The organism is Streptomyces sp. NPDC048650, assembly GCF_043199095.1.
Lineage (GTDB): Bacteria > Actinomycetota > Actinomycetes > Streptomycetales > Streptomycetaceae > Streptomyces.
Genome location: NZ_JBICVM010000017.1, coordinates 24,534 through 43,816 on the forward strand (window position 1 = coordinate 24,534; position 19,283 = coordinate 43,816).

The 19,283-nt window shown below is 70.0% G+C and carries 13 protein-coding genes and 1 tRNA gene; 6 read left to right on the forward strand and 8 right to left on the reverse strand.

Annotated elements, in window-relative coordinates; translation table 11 throughout:
• Nucleotides 1-47: 47 nt before the first annotated feature.
• On the reverse strand, nt 48-1,043 hold the full coding sequence (locus ACGFML_RS33030; RefSeq protein WP_393549328.1) for an ArsR/SmtB family transcription factor: 996 nt from the start codon (nt 1,041-1,043) through the stop codon (nt 48-50).
• A 172-nt stretch (nt 1,044-1,215) separates the two neighbouring features.
• Here ACGFML_RS33030 and ACGFML_RS33035 point away from each other — a divergent pair, with 172 nt between their 5' ends.
• A complete protein-coding gene (locus ACGFML_RS33035; protein WP_393549329.1) occupies nt 1,216-2,901 on the forward strand; it encodes a helix-turn-helix domain-containing protein in 1,686 nt (561 codons plus the stop codon).
• A gap of 12 nt (nt 2,902-2,913) precedes the next feature.
• Here ACGFML_RS33035 and ACGFML_RS33040 read toward each other — a convergent pair whose 3' ends face one another.
• Complete coding sequence (locus ACGFML_RS33040; RefSeq protein ID WP_393549330.1) at nt 2,914-3,351, reverse strand: peptidase inhibitor family I36 protein; 438 nt, start codon at nt 3,349-3,351, stop codon at nt 2,914-2,916.
• A 731-nt stretch (nt 3,352-4,082) separates the two neighbouring features.
• Here ACGFML_RS33040 and ACGFML_RS33045 point away from each other — a divergent pair.
• Both ACGFML_RS33045 and ACGFML_RS33050 read left to right on the forward strand, forming a co-directional pair.
• Nucleotides 4,083-5,471, forward strand: a complete 1,389-nt coding sequence (locus ACGFML_RS33045; RefSeq protein WP_393549331.1) for an NAD(P)/FAD-dependent oxidoreductase — start codon at nt 4,083-4,085, stop codon at nt 5,469-5,471.
• 208 nt (nt 5,472-5,679) lie between these two features.
• On the forward strand, nt 5,680-6,999 hold the full coding sequence (locus ACGFML_RS33050) for a class I SAM-dependent methyltransferase (protein WP_393549332.1): 1,320 nt from the start codon (nt 5,680-5,682) through the stop codon (nt 6,997-6,999).
• 66 nt (nt 7,000-7,065) lie between these two features.
• Here the strand turns inward: ACGFML_RS33050 and ACGFML_RS33055 are convergent, their stop codons facing one another.
• Nucleotides 7,066-9,609 (reverse strand): ABC transporter permease, encoded by a 2,544-nt coding sequence (locus ACGFML_RS33055; RefSeq protein ID WP_393549333.1) that lies wholly within the window; start codon nt 9,607-9,609, stop codon nt 7,066-7,068.
• Nucleotides 9,610-9,672: 63 nt separating this feature from the next.
• On the reverse strand, nt 9,673-10,455 hold the full coding sequence (locus tag ACGFML_RS33060) for an ABC transporter ATP-binding protein (RefSeq protein WP_393549334.1): 783 nt from the start codon (nt 10,453-10,455) through the stop codon (nt 9,673-9,675).
• A gap of 467 nt (nt 10,456-10,922) precedes the next feature.
• Between ACGFML_RS33060 and ACGFML_RS33065 the strand changes: the two genes are divergently transcribed.
• A tRNA-Leu gene (locus tag ACGFML_RS33065) sits at nt 10,923-11,004 on the forward strand.
• A gap of 592 nt (nt 11,005-11,596) precedes the next feature.
• Here ACGFML_RS33065 and ACGFML_RS33070 read toward each other — a convergent pair.
• Together ACGFML_RS33070 and ACGFML_RS33075 are read right to left on the reverse strand one after the other, a co-directional pair.
• On the reverse strand, nt 11,597-12,766 hold the full coding sequence (locus ACGFML_RS33070; RefSeq protein WP_393549335.1) for a glycosyltransferase: 1,170 nt from the start codon (nt 12,764-12,766) through the stop codon (nt 11,597-11,599).
• 11 nt (nt 12,767-12,777) lie between these two features.
• Nucleotides 12,778-15,627: a CDP-glycerol glycerophosphotransferase family protein gene (locus ACGFML_RS33075; protein WP_393549417.1), complete on the reverse strand. Its 2,850-nt coding sequence runs from the start codon at nt 15,625-15,627 to the stop codon at nt 12,778-12,780.
• A 540-nt stretch (nt 15,628-16,167) separates the two neighbouring features.
• Between ACGFML_RS33075 and ACGFML_RS33080 the strand changes: the two genes are divergently transcribed.
• A complete protein-coding gene (locus tag ACGFML_RS33080) occupies nt 16,168-17,028 on the forward strand; it encodes a Bax inhibitor-1/YccA family protein (RefSeq protein WP_393549336.1) in 861 nt (286 codons plus the stop codon).
• Nucleotides 17,029-17,168: 140 nt separating this feature from the next.
• On the opposite strand, the gene ACGFML_RS33085 is transcribed toward ACGFML_RS33080, so the two are convergent.
• Complete coding sequence (locus tag ACGFML_RS33085; protein WP_393549418.1) at nt 17,169-17,396, reverse strand: DUF4287 domain-containing protein; 228 nt, start codon at nt 17,394-17,396, stop codon at nt 17,169-17,171.
• A 110-nt stretch (nt 17,397-17,506) separates the two neighbouring features.
• Here ACGFML_RS33085 and ACGFML_RS33090 point away from each other — a divergent pair, with 110 nt between their 5' ends.
• A complete protein-coding gene (locus ACGFML_RS33090; RefSeq protein ID WP_393549337.1) occupies nt 17,507-17,839 on the forward strand; it encodes a hypothetical protein in 333 nt (110 codons plus the stop codon).
• A gap of 9 nt (nt 17,840-17,848) precedes the next feature.
• On the opposite strand, the gene ACGFML_RS33095 is transcribed toward ACGFML_RS33090, so the two are convergent.
• Complete coding sequence (locus tag ACGFML_RS33095) at nt 17,849-18,799, reverse strand: hypothetical protein (RefSeq protein WP_393549338.1); 951 nt, start codon at nt 18,797-18,799, stop codon at nt 17,849-17,851.
• Between the last annotated feature and the right edge of the window lie 484 nt (nt 18,800-19,283).

The window sequence follows — 19,283 nt, forward strand, 5'->3', positions numbered from 1 at the left end:
CGTCCCTGCCGAGGACGCCGGCCGGTCGAGGACGCCGGCCCGCCGGCTCAGCGGCGGCCGTCGAGCAGCGCCAGGCCCATCGGGGTCAGCCGGTGATACACGCAGTTGCGCCGGCGGCTGCTGGAGATCAGGCCGGCACCTCGCAGGACGGCCGCATGCTCGCTGGCGGAGGAGAGGGAGACCCCGGTGAGCCGGGCCAGTTCACTCGTGGTGCGGTCGGCGTCGAGCGACTCCAAAACGGCGGCCCTGGTGTGCCCCAGGAGTCGGGCGAGCTGCGAGCCCGGCATGGCGGTGGGCGATGTCCGGCCGGGCCCCACAGGGGAAGCCGGATAGACGAGGGTGGGCGGCAGGGACGGATCGGCCAGCGCGACGGGCCGGTGGCGGCAGAAGTACGACGGAATCAGCAGCAGCCCCCTGCCCTCCAGGTGGATGTCGTGATCGACCGGATAGTCGGCTTCCAGGACGGGCGGGCGCCAGCACATGCTCGGCTCGAAGGTGCGGAGCATTGCGTCGGTGCCGTCGCACCACTGGGCCCGGGTCCGACGGGCGCGGTCCGCATCGACCCTCGCTCGGATGCGGAGCCAGGACGTGCCGAAGGCGTGGTGCCGGTACTCGCACAGGGCCTCCCCGAGCCGCTGGAGCGCGGGTGCGGTGCCCTCCGCGACCGAGCGGAGCCAGGGCCCGACGGGCCGGTCCACCGTCAGCCGGCCGATCTGGTGGCGCAGCTGGGACCGCGGCGTCGACAACAGCGCGTCCAGTCCCGCCTCGAAGCCGTCCGCACTCTCGGCGGGGGTCAGGAAGTCCGGGAAGTAGCCGCGGGCCGGGACCAGTGGCAACAGCAGGCGCAGTGCGGTCCGGCCGTGGTGCATGACATGTCTGCGCCAGGCGCCCAGGGTGGGATCCTGCCGCCTTTCCTGTAGCTGATGCAGGCTCAGTACGGACTCCCACAGTGGGTCCGGCCCGTCGTCGATCCGCGTGCGGGCCAGATCTCCGGCCGTGAAGTGGATGCGCAGCATGTGTCCCCCGAAGCACAAGGCGTCCACCGCTCCTCCCGAGCGAGTGGTGCTGTGACCTTGCGGCGGTGTCGGGTTCCAAGGCAACAAGAATCGGGAAGAGGGGACAACGGGACGTACCAAGGGGTCTCACCTGCGGCGTTCCGGCTCAGTGGGACGGCGCAGGGGCGCCGTTCCGCCTGCACCGGGGGACGGGGAAGCGATGGCATCCGGAGAGGGCGCGACCGCTCGTTCGGAACTGGCCGAATTACTGGAGGAGCTGAAGGCGCGCAGCGGGCGCACCTACACCGCGCTGGCCCATCGCACCGGCCTCAGCCGGTCCACGCTCCACCGCTACTGCCAGGGCACCACCGTTCCGGGCAGTTTCAGCGCGGTGGAACGGGTGGCGCGGGTCTGCGGGGCGAATCCGACGGAGCTCGACCGGCTGTACCGGCTCTGGTCGCGGGCCTCCGCCGACGCCGTCGAGGAGGACCCGCCCGGCGAAGCGACACAGGAGCCCGGGACGGAGGACGTACCCATCGCCCCGTCGCGGCCGCGCCCCGCGCGCTCCCGGCTGCGCGCGGGGGCGCTGCTGCTCGCGCTTGTCGTCACCGTGGTCGCGGGCGCGGTCCTGTACTGGGGCCGTGGGGACAGCGGCGGCGTCAGCGGCAATTCCGGCACGGGCAGCGGGAGCGCAAGCGGCGCCACCGCCGGGCCACGCCCCAAGGGACCGCTGTGGTCCATCTCGGCACGGCCGGTGCCCCCGGAGTTCTTCGGCGTGACCCTGAACACCGATACCGGAGCCATGCCCGGCTTCCGCACCGGTGCCGTCCGGCTGTGGGAGAGCGGGACCCGATGGGGATCCATCGAGCCCCGGCGCCGCGACTACCACTGGTCGGTGCTGGACCGGATGGTCAAGGCCGCCGAACAGAAGCGATTACCGGTCCTGTTCACCGCCAGTGGCACACCGCTGTGGGCGGCCCCCGGCGGCCGCAGGTCCGGTTACAGCGACTCCCTCGCCTCGCCTCCGGACGATCTGGCCGACTGGGACCGATTCGTGGCGGAGGTCGTCTCCCGCTACCGCGACCGCATCGAGTCGTACGAGCTGTGGGACTACCCCAGCCACCCGCTGCACTACGCCGGGAGCATCGCCACCCTCGCGGAGATGGTCCAACGGGCCGCCCGCATCATCCGCCGCGAGGATCCCGGGGCGCTGGTCGTCTGCCCGTCCTTCGGTGGACTGTGGGGCGCCCACGGCCAGGAACTGCTGCGCAGGTTCGCGAGGACGGGGGCGTACGAGAGCTGTGATGCGGCGGCGCTGAAGCTGCCGCCGCGCAGCGCCGGCGGCCCGCCGGAGGAGATCATCGAACTCGCGCGGAAGGTGCAGAACCTTCTGTACGAAGAGGGCCAGAGCCGCATGGTGCTGTGGAACACCGGCCCGGACCGGGACATCGCCGTGACTCCGCCGCTGGACGACCGCCGCGCGCGCGACTACGCGGTGCGCTTCTACCTCGCGGGGCTCTACAGCAGGCACTACACAGTGCGGCGGATGTACTTCTACAGCTGGGGGAGCACCGGCGTGCCGCTCGTGGTGCAGCCCGTCGGCGGGCCCCCGACGGAGGCCGGGCTGCGCATCGGCCGGCTCCAGCAGTGGCTGGACCGGGCCAGGATCGCGGCCTGCGGACGAGGTGCCCAGATGGGGTTGGCGGAAGCGGCCTACACCTGCCGTTTTGAACGGGGCGGCGCGCGGCTCGTGGTGGCCTGGACGAGCCGGGGGCGCGCGGAGATGTCCGTGAGCGAGGGTGCGTACCGCCTGCGTCACATGGACGGCAGGACGGTACGCGTCCGGGCCGGTGACCGGATCAGCTTCGGTGAGGAACCAGTGCTGATCGAACACCGCCCGGGGTGAACACCCCGCTGGTCAGCAGTTGGTCCACTTGTGGGAGGAGACCTGGTTGTTGACCGGCCCGGACAGGTGCTCGAGGAACCTCCCGTCGCGGACGCAGAACGATCGGCCGTGGTAGCCCGGGCTCAGGTAGAACCGCACGTCGGAGTAGCTGCCGGCATACCCCCTGTTCACGACGGAACTCGCGCGGTTGTTGGCCCCTTTGCAGTCGCCGCCCTTGCCGTGGTCCTGGTCGTTGTCGGCGTCCACGCAGATGGGCCGGCCCTGGCAGTTGTACGTCGCGTACACGTACACCTTGCCGTCCCGCTTCAGCATGGACTCCGCTCGGCAGCCCAGGTCCGTCGCGGTGCCGGCGGCGGGCGTCGGGGTGGCGGCCGTCGCGGCGGCCGGGATCAGGCCGGCGACGATGACGGCGGAGGCCGCGGTGGCCATCTTGAGGTAGATCCTGCGCATGGCTGATTCTCCCGTTGTTCGGTACGGATCCTGTGCCGGGCGGGGTCAGCGCTGGCGGCCGCGTACGGCCCGGTCGCTCCTCGTTCGCCGAGCGCCGCACCCTTCGTTCCCCGGTGCAGCGAGTCTGTCGCCGGTGGGTGGCGGCTCTCCAGATGTTCCGGTCGTCGCCGAAACAGCGTGGGTGCCTCGCCCTCGCAGGTCTGCGGGAGCCGGGCTCCGGAGGATCCGTGAGACGGCTGCTGCCGTCGGGCCGACCTCGGTGAACCGCGGTACGCCTCCGTCGGGTACGCCGCATCGAAAGCGCCGGCAACCGACTCTGCCACCGCGGCTTTTGAGCGGGGCGGATGCCGTCTGAGCGGCTTTCAGGGGGCTCGGGAGGGGGTGTCGCGAGGGTCCGCAAAAAAGGTTCGTGAAATCCTTCACATGAAAAAACCGCCCGTTGGCTGAAGATTCTCGTCTCGGGGCCCTCATTCGAAGGCCCTAGGTCCCTTCGACCCGAGTGATGCGCGGTTTCCGGTGTGTTGCGGGCGTGCTTCGTCGGGGTGCGATCCGGTCGGTGCAGAGCCCGCAATCCCTGATCAGCAGGGGTCTCAACGCCTCGCCCTACCTCGCGGTTCCCCGATCGCGCTATGGCGTCGGTCACGAAGCCGGCGGAGTGTAGCAGATACCTCAAGGATGCTTGTGAAGGGGCTCACGAGCGACCCCCCATGTGGGGGTGGATACTCGATTGCATGAGCACCACGGAGCGTCCCAGGATCCTCGTAGTAGGCGGTGGGTACGTAGGCCTGTACGCAGCTCGGCGCATTCTCAAGAAGATGCGCTACGGCGAGGCGACCGTCACGGTCGTCGACCCGCGGTCGTACATGACCTATCAGCCCTTCCTCCCCGAAGCCGCCGCCGGCAGCATCTCCCCCCGGCATGTCGTCGTACCGCTGCGACGCGTGCTTCCCAAGGCGGAGGTCCTCACCGGCCGGGTCACCACCATCGATCAGGACCGCAAGGTCGCCACGATCGCCCCGCTGGTCGGCGAGGCGTACGAGCTGCCCTTCGATTACCTGGTCATCGCGATGGGTGCGGTCTCCCGTACCTTCCCGATTCCCGGTCTGGCCGAGAACGGCATCGGCATGAAGGGTGTGGAAGAGGCCATCGGCCTCCGCAACCACGTCCTGGAGCAGCTGGACAAGGCCGACTCCACGACCGACGAGGACGTCCGCCGCAAGGCGTTGACCTTCGTCTTCGTGGGCGGTGGCTTCGCGGGTGCGGAGACCATCGGTGAGGTCGAGGACATGGCCCGCGACGCCGCCAAGTACTACAACAACGTGAAGCGCGAGGACATGCGCTTCCTGTTGGTCGACGTCGCCGACAAGATCCTCCCCGAGGTGGGCCCGAAGCTCGGCTCCTACGGCAAGGAGCACCTCGAGGGCCGCGGCGTCGAGGTCTACCTCAAGACCGGCATGGACTCCTGCGTCGACGGCCACGTGGTGCTGAACAACGGCCTCGAGGTCGACTCCAACACCATCGTGTGGACCGCCGGCGTCAAGCCGAACCCGGCACTGGCCCGCTTCGGCCTCCCGCTCGGCCCGCGCGGCCACGTGGACACCCAGACGACGCTGCAGGTGCAGGGCACCGACTACATCTGGGCCGCGGGCGACAACGCCCAGGTTCCGGACATGGTCGGCCGCAAGGCCGGCAACGAGAACGCCTGGTGCCCGCCGAACGCGCAGCACGCGCTGCGGCAGGCCAGGGTCCTCGGCGACAACGTCGTGTCCGGGATGCGCGGCTTCCCGCAGAAGGACTACAGCCACGCCAACAAGGGTGCGGTGGCCGGTCTGGGCCTGCACAAGGGCGTCGCGATGATCGTCATGGGCAAGATGAAGATCAAGCTCAAGGGCCGTCTCGCCTGGTACATGCACCGCGCGTACCACGGCATGGCGATGCCGACGTACAACCGCAAGATCCGGGTCTTCGCCGACTGGACGCTCGCCATGTTCCTCAAGCGCGAGGTGGTCTCCCTCGGCGCCATGGAGAACCCCCGCGAGGAGTTCTACGAGGCGGCCAAGCCGGCCCCCGCTCCGGCGGCGGCCGACTCCGGCGACAAGCCGAAGGCCAAGGCTTCCTGAATTCCGGTCGGGTACTCCGACCAGCCCGAAGGGCGTCCGCCATCCGTGGGGCGGGCGCCCTTTGGCGTGTCCGCAGGCGTGTCCACGCTGGCGGAAAGCGGGCGGTTTGCGGTTCCCTTACCTGCGAACGGGACTAACTGGGCGCCCACTTGGCGTTTACGTGGTGGGTGAAACTTCTTTGCCCGACTCGTCGACACGGAGGTGCGACATGGCCGACGCCGCGGGACGGCTCACCAAGCTCGCCGAGCAGATGCTGGGAGCCCCGCTCCCGGTTCGTATCCGCGCCTGGGACCGCAGCGAGTCCGGCCCCCCGGGGGTGCCCACGCTCGTCATCCGCAACCGCCGGGCACTGCGCCGCCTGATGTTCAAGCCCGGCGAGCTGGGCCTGGCCCGCGCCTGGGTGGCGGGCGACCTCGACATCGAGGGCGACCTCTACCAAGCGCTGGATCTGCTCGCCGGAATGATCTGGGAGCGGCCCGAGCCCGCGGCCCCACCGCGGCGCGCGCCCGTCCTGCGCGCCCTGGCCCGCCCGGAGATCCGCGCCGCCGCCAAGGAGCTGCTGTCGCTGGCCGGCGTCCCCCTGCCGCCCGCGCCGCCCGCCGAAGAAGCCAGACGCCGCCGCGGTCCGCTGCACACGCTGCTCCGCGACCGGGCGGCGATCAGCCACCACTACGACGTCGGCAACGACTTCTACGAGCTGGTCCTGGGCCCCTCGATGGTCTACTCCTGCGCCTACTGGGGGACCGACGAGGGTGCCGGCGCCACCCTGGAGGACGCCCAGCGCGACAAGCTGGACCTGATCTGCCGCAAGCTCGGCCTCCAGGAGGGCGAGCGGCTGCTGGACGTGGGCTGCGGCTGGGGCTCGATGGTGCTGCACGCCGCCCGCGAGTACGGCGTACGGGCGGTCGGCATCACCCTCTCCGAGGAGCAGGCGGCCTACGCCCGCAAGCGGATCGCCGACGCCGGGCTCGCCGACCGCATCGAGATCCGGGTGCAGGACTACCGCGAGGTCCGCGACGAGCCCTTCGACGCGATCTCCTCGATCGGGATGGCCGAGCACGTCGGCCGTGACCGGTACGCCCAGTACGCGAGCGCCCTGCACGGCCTGCTGCGGCCCGGCGGGCGGCTGCTCAACCATCAGATCGCCCGGCGCCCGCTGGCCGACGAGGCGGCCTACGAGGTCGACGAGTTCATCGACCGGTACGTCTTCCCGGACGGCGAACTGGCGCCCCTGGGCCGGACCACCGGCGCGTTGGAGGACGCGGGCTTCGAGGTGCGGGACGTGGAGGCGATCCGGGAGCACTACGCGCTGACGCTGCGGGCGTGGGTCGCCAATCTGGAGAAGCACTGGGCCCGGGCGGCGCGGGCCACCTCGCCGGGGCGGGCCCGGGTGTGGCGGCTCTACATGGCCGCGTCGGCCCTGGCGTTCGAGGGCAACCGCATAGGGGTCAACCAGGTGCTGGCCGTGCGGACGCCGGAGTCCGGGGAGTCCGGGATGCCGCTGCGGGCGCGGGCCTGGCGCGGCTGAGCGGGAGCGGCACGACAAGGGCTCCGGGACCGCGCACGGTCCCGGGGCCCTCGGCCGTCGGGGCGGCTACTCCGCCTTGATCGCGTCCAGCATGTTCAGCTTCGCCGCCCGCCGCGCCGGCCACAGCGCGGCCAGTACGCCGACGACCGCGGCCAGGGCGAGGAAGAGCCCCATCCGGCCCCAGGGCAGCACCAGCTCGTACGTGTCCAGCGAGCCGGCGATCAGCTCCCCGGCCGCCCAGCCGAAGAACACGCCCAGGCCGATGCCGAGCACTCCGCCGAACAGCGAGATCACCAGCGATTCCAGACGCACCATGCGCTTGATGCCGCGCCGGTCCAGTCCGATGGCGCGCAGCATGCCGATCTCCTGGGAACGTTCGAAGACCGACATTGCCAGGGTGTTGATCACGCCGAGCACCGCGACGATCACGGCCATGGCCAGCAGCCCGTAGAGCATGTTCAGCATCAGCGTGAACACCTGGGCGATGCCGTCGGAGACGTCCTTCTTGTCGGCGACCGTGATCGCCGGATTCTTGCCGAGGGCCTTGACCAGCGACTCCTTGGACGCGGCGGTGGCGCCGTCCGCCGTCTTGACCATCACCTGCATGTCGGTGATCTGCTTCTGGTGCGGGGCCAGGGTGGCGTTGTCCAGGATGATGCCCTTGATCATCTGGTTGCCCTGGTAGACACCCGAGACGGTCAACGTGCCCTTCTTGCCGTCCTCGAACGTCACCGGGAAGCGGGAGCCGGGGTGCCAGCCCTTCTCCTTGGCGGTGGCGTCGTCCACCACGGTCCGGTCGCCGCGCAGTGCGCCCAGCGAGCCCTCGGTGAAGTCGAGCCGGGTGACCTTGTCGAAGTCCTTGCCGTTGACGCCGGTCAGATACTCGGTGCCGGTGCCGGTGCCGGTGCCGATCCGGGCGGGGGAGTTGCGCAGCGGGCTGGACGCGGTCACCTCGTCCAGGTCGCCGAGCTTCTCGGCCACCTCCGGGGAGAGCGGGCTCTGGCTCGCCATGGAGACGACGTAGTCGGCCTTCAGCGAGGCGGTGGCCATCTTGTCGATGCCCTGCTGCACGCTTCCCGCGATCACCGTCAGGCCGGTGATGAGGGTGAGCCCGACCATCAGGGCGGAGGCCGTGGCGGCCGTCCGGCGCGGATTGCGGACGGCGTTCTGCCGGGCGAGCTTGCCGGAGATGCCGAACATCCGGAGCACCGGCGAGGTCAGCGCGATCAGCGGGCGGGAGAGCAGCGGCGTCAGGATGAACACGCCGATCAGCAGCAGGGCCGCGCCGCCGCCCATCAGGGCCTTGCCGTCGTCCATGCCGGTGGCCACCAGGACGGCGGCCGCGCCGGCGCCCGCGAAGAGCGCACCGAGGGTGTTGCGGACCACCAGCGATTTGGTGGTGGCGGCGGCGTGCACGCTGTTCATCGCGGCGACCGGCGGGATCTTCGCCGCCCGGCGGCCCGGCAGCCAGGCGGCCAGCACGGTGATGACGATGCCGACGACGAGGGAGGCCAGGACGGTGGAGGGGGAGACCACCAGGGGGCCGTCGGGGACCGAGGCGCCCGTATTGCCCATCAGCGCGCGCAGCCCGGCGCCGATGCCCACCCCGGCCGCCAGGCCCGCCACGGCGGCGACGGCACCGACCAGGAACGCCTCGATCAGCACCGAGCGGGTCACCTGGCGGCGGCTGGCGCCGACCGCGCGCATCAGCGCCAGCTCCCTGGTGCGCTGGGCGACGAGCATGGTGAAGGTGTTGGCGATGATGAAGATGCCGACGAAGAGCGCGATACCGGCGAAGGCGAGCAGGGCGGTCTTCATGCCGTCCATGCCCTGGGCGATCTGCTCGGCCTGGTCGCCGGCCAACTTCTTGCCGGTGGTGGCCTCGGCGTCCTTGGGCAGCACCTTGTCGACGGCGGCCTTCAGAGCCGTCTGCGACGTGCCGTTGGCGGCCTTGACGTCGATCTCGCTGTACTCGCCGGGCGTCGCGAACAGCTTCTGCGCGGTCGCGTTGTCGAACAGCGCGAGGCTGCCGCCGGCTGCGACGGTGCCGTCGTCGGTGGTGTAGATGCCGGTCAACCGCTGCTCGCGGACCGGTCCGTCGACGGACATCCGGACGGTGTCGCCGACCTCGTAGCCGGCCTTGTCGGCGGTGTGCGCGTCCAGCGCGAACTCGTGCGGGCCCTTGGGGGCGGCGCCGTCCCGCAGCGGGTAGCGGCCGTCCTTGCCGTCCTGGCCGGGGAAGTAGTTGCCGCCGCGGGTGGAGAACCCGTTGCCGATCAGCTCGCCCTTCTTGTCGGCGATGGCGGTGAAACCGGAGACGGTGCCGGTGGCGGAGGCGGCGCCGGGAGCGCGGGAGGCGGCGTCCAGCAGCTTCTGGTCGAGCCGGGGGGCGGCGCCGGGCCTGCCGGCGGCGTGGCCCGAGGCGTGCGGCCGGATGGCGACGTCGACGTTGTCGTAGCCCTTTTCGGAGCTCTTCTGGAAGGCGTCGGAGATGGTCGAGGTGAAGACCAGGGTGCCGGAGACGAAGGCCACGCCGAGCATCACGGCGAGGACGGTCATCAGCAGCCGGGCCTTGTGCGCGAGCACATTGCGCAAGGCGGTACGGAACATGTGTGGGTCAGTCCTGGAGGAGAGGTCCGGGGGGTCCGGAGGGCGGGCGGCGGCTGCCGGGCATCAGCTCGTACGGCCCTTGGCGTCGAAGCCCTTCATCCGTTCCAGCACCATGTCGGCGGTCGGGTCGGGCATGTCGTCGACGATCCGGCCGTCCGCGAGGAAGACCACGCGGTCCGCGTAGGCGGCGGCGACCGGGTCGTGGGTCACCATCACCACGGTCTGACCCAGCTCGCGTACGGAGTTGCGCAGAAAGCCCAGGACCTCGGCGCCGGAGCGGGAGTCGAGGTTGCCGGTGGGCTCGTCGGCGAAGATGATCTCGGGTCGGGAGGCGAGCGCCCGGGCCACCGCGACGCGCTGCTGCTGGCCGCCGGAGAGTTGGCTGGGACGGTGCTTGAGGCGGCCGGCCAGGCCGACGGTCTCCACCACACGGTCCACCCAGGCGCGGTCGGGCTTACGGCCCGCAATGTCCATCGGCAGGGTGATGTTCTCCAGAGCGGTCAGCGTGGGCAGCAGATTGAACGCCTGGAAGATGAAGCCGATCTTGTCCCGGCGCAGTTGGGTGAGCTTCTTGTCCTTGAGACCGGTCAGCTCGACGTCGCCGATCCGGGCGGAGCCGCCGGAGATCGCGTCCAGGCCGGCCATGCAGTGCATCAGGGTCGACTTGCCGGACCCGGAGGGGCCCATGATCGCGGTGAACTGGGCCTGTCGGAAGTCGACGGAGACGGCGTCCAGGGCGACCACCTGCGTTTCGCCCTGTCCATAGACCTTGGTGAGATCCGTGGCGCGGGCGGCAACCGCGGTGGCGCGGGTGGCGGTGGTGACGCCGGAGCGGGTGGTGGTCACGGGGTGGGACTCCTGTCGGGACGAGGAAACTGGCCGGTCCGCGGCGGCCGGGGCCACGTGGGGGGCGGACCCTTCCATCGTGGGACAGGGAAAAGGGGTCGGACGTCAGACCCTGTGACCGTCCTGGGGGAGTCCTGGGGCGTAGCCGTGCACCCCTGCGGTCATCCCTGGGGAGGAGACGGACCCTGAGGCTGCCGTCGCGACGCCGTGCTCCGGCCGCCGGTGGGGCACGGGGACGGCGCTTCGTGGGCAGGCATCGAGTTTCCGTCAATTCGGGCACGAATTCCGTTGCGCCGTTGCGTCGGCAAAAGCTGGGCTTCAGGCATGTGCCGAAGGCTTGCACCTGGTGCTGATGCTCCCTCAGTTGCCAATAAAATAAGACAACCTCGGGGTGAGTGGCCGAACTGTGTGGTGCGCTGCGGGCTACGCTCGTGCTGCCCTCTTTGAGGCGGCATGGGGGACCCCAGGCCCGGATGGTGGAATGCAGACACGGCGAGCTTAAACCTCGCTGGCCTACGGGCCGTGCCGGTTCAAGTCCGGCTCCGGGCACAGTCGCGCCAAATGGCATCTGACCTGCGAAGACCATTAAATCAGAACGACGTCGTCCGTTTCTGCGACAAGCACTGCCCGCGGCCCCGACTTGTGCGCCGACAGACGGCCCTCTGTGGCGTCCATCGGCATGGTGCCGGAATGAGGGAACGCCCGCGGTTTCCTCCCGCGCTTTCGCCGCCCGCACGCGCGAACCGGTCGGGCCGGCCGCGCCCGGAGAGGGCCCTGTCCCACCGGCGCAAGCACCTGGGAGTACTCGTGGCCCATCTCCCCCCCCCGCCGGCGATCGGAACAGTGGCGACGGAGTCCTCCGGCGGGTCGAACGCGTCCACCAGCGTCATCGCGCGCGGTGCCGGACATGCGACCAGGTGGTGGATCGTGGGCCGGAGCGCGCGTACGTGATGGCCCGTCATGAGGTCGTCGGCGAGGAGGAGTCCGCTGTGGGCTCGGGGCTGCTGGAGCAGGAGCCGGCTGTGACGGCTGCAGTGGGCCGTCAGCGGTACGCGCTCGTCGTGTCCGGGCCCGGGGAACGGGAACGGCGTGGGCCGCCGGCGAAAAGCCGGCGGCCCACCTCACCTTCCGCGTCGTCCGCTCACCGCTCCACGAGCGCGAACAGACTCTCCCAGCGGCCGACGATCTCCTCGGCCGAGAACCGCTGGATGTTCTCCCGGGCGGCTTCGCCCATCGCGTCCCGAAGCTCCTGGTCGGAGATGAGGGTGTCGAGATGGCGGGCGAATTCGGTGATGTTGCCCGGGGGCGCGAGGAAACCGTCCTCCCCGTCCGTGATGATTTCGTGCACGCCCGGTGCCACGTCGAAGGCCACACACGGCACGGCGGTGGCCATCGCCTCCATGGGGGCCAGCGGGAACCCCTCGCCGCGCGAACTCAGTGCGAACACCGAGCTCTCCCGCAGCGCCCCGGGCACATCGCCGGTCCGGCCCATCCACGCGACGGATGCGGCCACCCCCAGCTCGGCGGCCAGCTTGCGCAGCTCGTCCTCCTCCTCGCCCGAGCCGTAGATCCGCAGCGTCCAGTCCGGGTGCCGCGGCGCGATCCGTGCCCAGGACTCCAGGAGCAGGTCGACGCCCTTCTCCTCGTGCAGCCGGCCGATGCTGGCCACGCACTTGGCCGACCTGTCGGAGGGGACGTCGGGGAAGAACGGCAGTGGGTTCGGCATGAAGCCGACGTTGTCCATCCGCTGGCGGATCCAACGGTCGGCGTCCTCGCGGGTCAGGGTCAGCATCCGGTCGACGCCCTTGTAGAACCGCTTCACCCGGCCGAATCGGGACGACCTGCGGCAGGTCGCGAACGACTCATGGCTCATTCCGATCACCGTCAGCCCCGCGGTGTCGGCCAGGGCCACCCACTCCATCGCCCACACTTGGGTGACGATCACCACCCCGCCCGGCCGGGCCGCCCGGAACAGCGCACTCATCTTGGCCGCCTGCTCGTGCATACCGGCCTCCCGGGCGGACCGGCGGCGCTGTTCGGCGAGGTTGAGCTTGCCCTTGAGGCCCCGCGCCGGGCGCACGCTCGGCGGGTGTTCGTCGTAGAGCGTGGTGGTCTCGAACGGCAGGTCGCCGGCGAGCTCGTGCACTCGGCCCTCGGGCGGCGGCACCACCCCGACGATGTGCACCCGGTGGCCCCGCTCACTGAAGAGGCCGGCCATCTGGTGCGACCAACTCGTGATGCCGCCCATCTCGTTGACGCTGTTGGAGACGAAGAAGATGTCCCGCGGTCCGACTGCGTCCGGCTTGTTCATCGACCTCTCCATCACCGGCTCCACTGCGCGAAGAACTGATCGACGATGCTCTGTGCGGCGTCGCCCCGGTCGTATTCGCCGAACTCGGCGACGAATTCCTTACGGGCGTTCGCGTATTCCAGGGCCTGGGTGTCGAACGACTTCAAGGTGTCGTAGAAGTCGTCCTCGGTACGGACCACCGGACCCGGCGCATGCTCCAGCAGATCGAAGTAGGTGCCGCGGCCCTCGTGCACATACTCGTCGTAGTCGTAGGTGAAGAACACCAACGGCCGGTCGAGCAGCGCATAGTCGAACATCACCGAGGAATAGTCGGTGATCAGCCCGTCGGCCAGCTCCAGGATCGGTGTCACGTCATGGCGTGCCGAGACGTCGATGACCTTGCCCTCCACCGTCGGCGGCAGCACCACGTGATTGAGGTAGTGCGAGCGGACGAGCAGGACGTAGCGGTCGCCGAACTGCTCCGCGAAACGCTCCACGTCGAAGGGCAGGGTGAAACGGCCGTGGCGCCCGCCCGCCTTGCGGAATGTCGGGGCGTACAGCAGCACGGTCCGGTCGTCGGGGATCCCCAACTCCGCGGCGAGTTCCCCACGTTCACGGCGACCCAGTTCCGCCTCCCGCTGCCGGGCCCGAACGAGGGAGTCATTGCGGGGGTAGCCGACCCGCAGCAGGGTCTTCTCCTTGAGCCGGAAAGCCCTGGCGAGTGTGCGCACATCGTGCTCGGACCGGCACAGGAAGCGGTCGAAGCGGTCCAGCGAGCGCTGTTGCGCGGCCTGCTGCCGCCGCGTCGTCGCCTTCAGCGCCGGCTGGTCGAATCCCATGTTCTTGAGCGCCGAACCGTGCCAGGTCTGGAGATAGGTCGTCTCCGGACGCTTGGTCAGCTTGAGTGGATAACTCTGGTTGTCCACCCAGAACTCCGCCTGTGCCAGCGCCTTGAGGTACGGCAGCGACCACCGTCGGACGAGCGTGGCGTCCCGCGGGAACTCCTTCGGGGACCCGGCATAGGACCAGATCGCCTCGAAGTCCAGGCCCTGCCGGCGCATTTCCTCGTAGATCGCCCGCGGGCTGTCGCTGTACTGCTTGCCGAGATGGCTCTCGAAGACGACGGTGCGCTTCTTGACCGGCAGCCGGCTGAACACCTCGTGGTACGCCCGGAGTTTGTTGTCGCCGGAGGTGACCTTCTTGCGCAGCGCCTTCGCCTTGCGATAGCCGCTCTTGGCGAGCGTCCCCGGCTTGCCGCGCACCCCGCGCGCGATCAGTTCCTGCACCCGCTCGGCGTTGCGGTTCGCGCTGACCAGCCGGAAGGCCAGATGCCCCCGGGCCGAGACATGCGGCTCGATGTGATCGGCGACCATCCGCGTCAGGCGCGGGCGGACCGGCAGCGGCGGCCCGGAGAGCTCGGTGTCGGCCACCGTGAGCCGGGTCGTGGTGCGCACCCCGTCGACGTCCAGGCCCAGCCGTACGTCCCAGATGGTGTCGACGATGCCCAGCGGGCGCAGCTTCGCGGAGAGGTCGACGGTGGCCTCCCAGTGGACGGCGTCGCCCTCGTGGCGCAGCACCCGCACCGGGAAGCGGAACGACTGCAGGCTGCGCCGGCGGGCGCTGAACTCCAACTCACCCGTCAGCCGTGCCTGCGGGGGGATCACCCCGAGCGGGTTGGTGATCCGCCCGGCCAGTGTCACCGTTCGGCCGGACTCGTGGAACCGGGTCAGCTGATTGCGCAGAAAAAGCTTGTTCACCGGCTTCTCGTGATATCCGGCTTCGGTCACGTCCAGCACATCGCGGCCGAACTCGTCGTCGAAATGACCGTCGCACCAATAGATGCGGCCGTCGTGCTCGGCGAGCGGCGAGGAGAGCTTGTCGCGGTTGATGAGCGTATCGACCGCCGGAATGAGGTGGCGCCAGTCGCCCTGCTGAAGGAGGTAGGCGCAGATGGCCTGTATCGGCTGCACCCGCTCATACGCCTCGGGGGCGATCCCGGCGAGATAATCCCGGGAGAGTTCGGCGAATTCCCTGCGGTACGACTCGTCCCGGAACGGCAGATCCCGCAGATGCAGGACGAGGTCGTGCTTCAGGAACTTCACGTCCTTGGCGAGCTTCATCTCGCTCAGCCCGCGAGCGGCCAGCAGCGCGTCGATGCGGCGGTGAATCTCCAGCCGGTGCGCGTAGTTGGTCATTTCGTGCCGGCGGTTCGTCACGGACTTCACGGCGGCCCGCTCATAGACGTGCCAGAAGTAGACCTGATTGGGGATCAGCGTGATGCGCTTCGCCGCCAGGTAGGCGTCCGCGATGAACATCAGGTCCTCGTAGAACATACCCTTGGGGAATCGGAGGTCGTTCTCGACGAGGAAATCACGGCGATAGCATTTGTTGGTGGACAGCGTGTCCCACACGAAAAGGTCGGGCAGCTCCGTGACGGATTCCAACGTACGCGTCGTGGAATACATCCAGGCGTACCACTCGTCGCGCTTCTGATTGCGGGTGTCCTTGTGCAGGCGCACGCACAGTCCGGAAACGATGTCCGATCCGGTTTCCTCGGCGGCCTCCAGCATGTTCCGGCAGGCGTTGAGCTCCAGTACGTCGTCACTGTCCAGGAACATGACGTACTTACCGGTGGTGTGCTGGATTCCGGCGTTTCGCGGTTCGCCGCCCGCGCCGCTGTTCTCGGGCAGTTGAAAGGCTCTTACCCGCTCGGGGTGCGTGGCGGCCAGGCGCTGGGCCACATCGAAAGAGCGGTCCGTGCTGCAATCGTCGACGATCACCACCTCGACGTCCCGGAGCGTTTGATCCAGTACGGACTGGACGGCGGTCGGCAGCCGGTCGGCGTCGTTGTAGACAATGACGACTACTGAGACGTCAGGCACAGGCACCTCAACCCTCTTTCGTTACTGTTTCTCGCCAGAATAGACCTGTCTGCACCTTTGGTCCGAAGACCGTCCGCACCCGTTCCGGTACGGACGGTGATCGACAAGGTGCGCGGCGCGCCCATCCGCCAGGGCAGGATCCGGCTGCCCGGGAAGACGGTCGCGTCCGCAGATCGGTTGCCTCCCCAGGCGTAACGCTCGTCTCACCGAGCCGTCACCCCGGGCCGCGCCGATCAGACATTTATCGGATTCCACGGAAAGGCCGGGCCGAAGTTATCCCTGGCATATGTGGCCCGTTCGGTCTATCTGCACGGCACAGTTGCACGGGCCGCCCGACCGATACCTGAACAGCGGCATCACGGGGGCGTACGGCAGCCGCTCCCCGGCCCGGGCACCAACGGGCCCTCCCGTACGTCCTCCCTGGAGAGGATGTGTCGGCCCGGGTTCGGGGAAAGATCCTGCTCGAGAACTAGCGACGCGCCTTTGCCAGACCATTACGCTTGCCGTCAAGGCCGCGCTGGGCGGCCATGAAGGAGTGAGATGAGGAGCAGCAACCCGGTCTTCTCGCGACGGGGGTTCAGCCGCGACAACGGCTACGCGGGCTTCAACGCGCCGCCGCAGGCCGGGGGCGCGGCAACCCCGTACGCCGGAACCAACCCGTACGCACAGGGCGGCAACCCCTTCGCCGAGGGCCAGCAGAGCGCCACCCAGGCACCCCCGCAGTACGTACCGCAGAGCCGCCCGATGACGATGGACGACGTCGTCATGCGCACCGGCATGACGCTCGGCACGGTCGTCGCCGGCGCCACCGTCGGCTGGCTCTTCCTGACCGAGCAGCTCGGCTTCGCCGTCGCCGCCGGCCTGGTCGCGATGGTGCTGGCGTTCGCCCAGTCGTTCATGCGCAAGCCGGTCCCCGCGCTGATCCTGGCGTACGCGGCGCTCGAGGGCGTCTTCCTCGGTGCGCTCAGCGGCTACATCAACAAGCTGCCGCAGTTGCACGGCGCGCCCATGCAGGCGGTGCTGGGCACCATGGCGGTGTTCGTCGCCATGCTGGTCGCCTACAAGACCCGGATCATCCGGGTCACCGCCCGCTTCACGCGCTTCGTGATCATCGCGGCCATCGGCTTCGTCCTGCTGTCGCTGGTCAACACCCTGTTCATGGTGTTCAGCGGGGATGACGGCCTCGGCTTCCGCAGCGGCGGCCTGGGCATCCTCTTCGGCGTCGTGGGCGTGGTCCTCGGCGCGCTGTTCCTCGCCCTGGACTTCAAGCAGGTCGAGGACGGCATCGCCTACGGCGCTCCGCGCGAGGAGTCGTGGCTGGCCGCGTTCGGTCTGACGCTGACCCTGGTGTGGATCTACATGGAGCTGCTGCGGCTGATCTCGATCCTCCGGGGCGACTGACGCCGCACGCGCCCTCCCGGCGCGCCGCAAAGGGCCCGCAGGCATGTGCCTGCGGGCCCTTCGGCGTTGTCGGTCTCACGGCCCTTCCGCGCTGCCGCTCCCACGGGGAGGCGTGCGGAGCCCGTCATCGCGGACGGGCGTCACAGCTTGCGGGCGGCGCGCCTGAGGTCGTGTTCGTGGACGATCGCTTTGGCATGCCCGTAGGCGAGATTGTGCTCACCACGGAGCCAGCTGACTTTTTCGTCGAAGCGGAAGAGAGACGGGCCTTCGTCAACGGTACGGAGCCAGTCGGAGATATCCCGGCCGGTGCAGTGCGGGATGCGGGAGAGCAGATTCCGGTGGGTCTCTTCGGAGAAGAGCTGAGACATCGGCGCCTCCGGACGCGGTCGATGCTGGTTCTTCAGCACACCGTGCCTGAGCGTTCGGGCGTTGGCAACCACCCGGGAGTGGCGCATAAGCTCACCACGTGCTTGACGTGATGCCTTTGCAGACCGCCGTGGACGCCCTCGCCGACCGCCTCCGGTCGCTGCCGCAGAGCGCCCTCGCGCGCGGCAGCGCGGCCGAAGGGCTCGCACTGGCAGAGGAGTTGGCGCGGCGTGCGCAGCGGATCGAGCGCCTCGGGCGGGCGCCGCTGACGCTGCCGGACGCCGGGATGTTCGCGGCCGGTGACCAACTGGCGGTGGCCGGCCACGATCTCGTCGAGGCGCTGCTCCAGGCCGCGGCGGCCCCGGACCGGGACGCGGAAGCGGCCCCCGCCGAGGAACTGGCGGAGGCCGTGCGGCTGGTCGAGGACGTGGCCGGGCGCTGCTGAGGGCGCCGGTCAGAGTGAGGCGATGACCCGGTCGGCCAGGATGTAGACGCTCTCCTGCTGCTGCTCGCCCCAGGAGAAGGTCAGGGCGTACGCGCCGGAGATGCCGGAGCCGCCCAGCAGTACCGGGGTGTGCCCCGAGCGCAGCGCGCCGGCGATGCGCTCGGCGGTCTCGCGGTCGCCGGGGGTCAGACAGAGCGTGGTGCCGTCGGAGAAGACGTACACGTCCAGGGTGCCCAGCGGGCCCGGGCGTACGTCCGTGAGCGGCACGGCCTGCTGCGCCAGCTCCTCCAGGCGTGCGACGGTGCGCTGGTGATCGCCGACCACCGGGGAGGGCGTGAAGTCCGGGTGCGAGGGGTGCCGGCGGCGGGCGGCGGCCAGCTCGGCCGACTCGGCCTCCTCGACGTGTTCCAGCTCGGGCGCGTCCAGCGCCTCCACGGACTCCAGCGCGTCGAACGGCTCCAGGGCGTCCGGGCCGAGCAGCGGCTCCAGCCCGGCCAGGTCGGCCTGGCGCGGCAGGAACGGCTGGACGTCGAGCCGGTCCAGCTCTCTCCGCTCGGCGGACTCGCGCTGCTCGGCGCGGGTGTCGGTCGGACCCTCCTCGCCGAGGCCGGCCAGCCCGCCCAGCAGCGACGGGGCGTCGGCGGCGTCCCGGGCCTCCTGAGCGGCCCAGAACGCGCGGGCCTCGGCCAGCTCGCGCTCCCGCTCCTCGGCCAGCGCGTCGGCGACCGCGGCGCGTATGTCCGCGAGCGGCGTCTCGACGGCCGGTGTGCTGCGGGCGGCCGGAATGGCCTTCGTCAGGTCCACCGCGGCGGCCGCGGCGCTGTCCGTGCGCGCGGCCACGAGCTCGGCGTGCAGCGCGGTGACCTGGCGGCGCAGTGCGCGGGTGGTGTGCAGGGCGGCAGCGCCCAGCACCACAGCCCCGGCCGCGGCCAGCAGCAGGATGAGGGTCATGACGTTCATGCCGAAACCTCCCTTCGCTCGGCCCCGCGTTCGCGAGGCGGGCGCCTCTGCATCATTCGCTCGCAGCGCCCGCGCATGCCGACGTACTCCCGATAGCAGAATGCCCCCCGACTTCCTACATCAGGGTGCAGGCAGTCGGCGACCGTTCGCAGTGCACTATGTCCCGGAATGCGGGTGCCTTGGGGCTTCGTGCATGCGGGTGCCCCCGGGGTGACCTGCGAGAACGCTGGCGCGAGGGGGCGTTGGTCACAATCCTGGCGGCTATTGGGTCGCGATCTTGTTAACGGGTGACGCAGGCCACGTGACGTCGCCGTAGGTGCCTGGACGAGCGCGAAGGGTGCGCGCGGAGCGGGAGTTGACCCGTACTCCGTGCGCACCCTCCGCGCGCCCCGGTCGAGCGGGGCCACCACAGCCCGTACTCTCAGCCGCCCGATCCGGCTCAGCCGTGCGGGCCGGCTGCCGCCACGACGGACGTGCTCTCGGT